Source organism: Curtobacterium sp. MCPF17_031 (assembly GCF_003234035.1).
In the GTDB taxonomy this organism is placed as follows: domain Bacteria; phylum Actinomycetota; class Actinomycetes; order Actinomycetales; family Microbacteriaceae; genus Curtobacterium.
Genome location: NZ_QKSG01000024.1, coordinates 1 through 1,303, shown reverse-complemented (window position 1 = coordinate 1,303; position 1,303 = coordinate 1). Strand labels below are relative to the sequence as shown.

Below are 1,303 nucleotides of genomic sequence, written 5' to 3'. Positions count from 1 at the left end.
CTGTTCCGCCCCGGGTTTAGTGGAGGCTCGGTAGTGCCGCTTCGACGGTAGTCGGAGCGGGGTTGTGACGGTAATGGCCTTGCTCGAACTCGACCGGCGGGACCATGCCGAGTTCACCGTGCAGACGGCGGTGGTTGAACCAGTCGATGTACTCGACCGTCGCGATCTCAAGGTGCTCGATGCCGCGCCACGGTCCCTTGTTGCGGATCAGCTCGGCCTTGAAGATCGAGTTCACCGCCTCCGCGAGGGCATTGTCATAGCTGTCGCCCTTGGACCCAACGGACGCGACCGCACCGGCCTCAGCGAGCCGGTCCGTGTAGCGAATAGCTCGGTATTGGACTCCTCGATCGCTGTGATGGATCAGCTGTGACAGATCTCGGTTCTCGCGTTGCCGGGTCCAGATGCCCATCTCGAGGGCGTCGAGGACGAGGTCGGTGCGCATGTTCTTCGATAGCTGCCAGCCGACGATGCGGCGGGAGAACACGTCCGTGACGAACGCGGCGTAGACCCACCCGGAGAAGGTGCGGATGTAGGTGATGTCGGCGACCCAGAGCTGGTCCGGGCCGGTCGCGGTAAACGCCCGCTGCACCAGATCCGCCGGCCGGTCCCCGACCGGGCCCGGAATCGTCGTCTTCGGCCCCTTCCGCTTGGACACGCCGTGCAGTCCGGTGGACCGCATGAGTCGCTCAACGGTGCAGCGGGCAATCACGTGCCCCTCCCGCCGTAGCTGTGCGTGTACCTTCCGGGCGCCGTAAACGCCGTAGTTGGTCCGGTGCACCCGCTCGACCTCGACAGTGCGGGCAGCGTCACTGATCGACCGCGCCGACGGTGGTCTGACCTTCACCGCGTAATAGCTCGACGGGGCGACCTGCAACGTGCGACAGATCGGCTCGACCCCAAACTCGTGCTTATGCGCGTCGATGAACTGCGTCATCTGCTGGAGGGGCGGTCGAGCTCCGCCGCGAAGAAAGCCGACGCCGACTTCAGAATCTGATTCGCCCGCCGCAACTCCCGAACCTCGCGTTCGAGTTCCGCAATCCGCTGCGCGTCGTCGGTCGTGACGCCGGGCCGGTCACCCGCGTCGATCTCGGCCTGCTGCACCCAGTTCCGCAGTGTCTCCGGATTGATCCCGAGCTGTTCACCGATCCGGCGCAGCGCACCGCCTCTGGTGTTCGGGTCGCGGCGCGCTTCCACCGCGAGTCGGACCGCTCGCTCCCGAAGCTCCTCCGGGTACTTCCTCGGTGCTCCCATGACTCTCATCCTCCCGTGGATTGAGAGCCTCCATCAGACCCGGGGCGGAACA

1 protein-coding gene and 1 other annotated feature are annotated in these 1,303 nt (G+C 65.7%); the gene reads right to left on the bottom strand.

Annotation, left to right across the window (positions count from 1 at the left end):
- Positions 1–16 precede the first annotated feature (16 nt).
- Positions 17–1,251 (bottom strand): IS3 family transposase gene (locus DEJ31_RS16775; RefSeq protein ID WP_258366356.1). Its coding sequence is split into 2 segments (ribosomal slippage): positions 17–972 and positions 972–1,251, totalling 1,236 coding nucleotides; the frame shifts between segments, so codons are not numbered across the junction.
- Positions 860–973, bottom strand: a sequence feature (AL1L pseudoknot). Its footprint overlaps the gene before it by 114 nt.
- Positions 1,252–1,303: the final 52 nt, after the last annotated feature.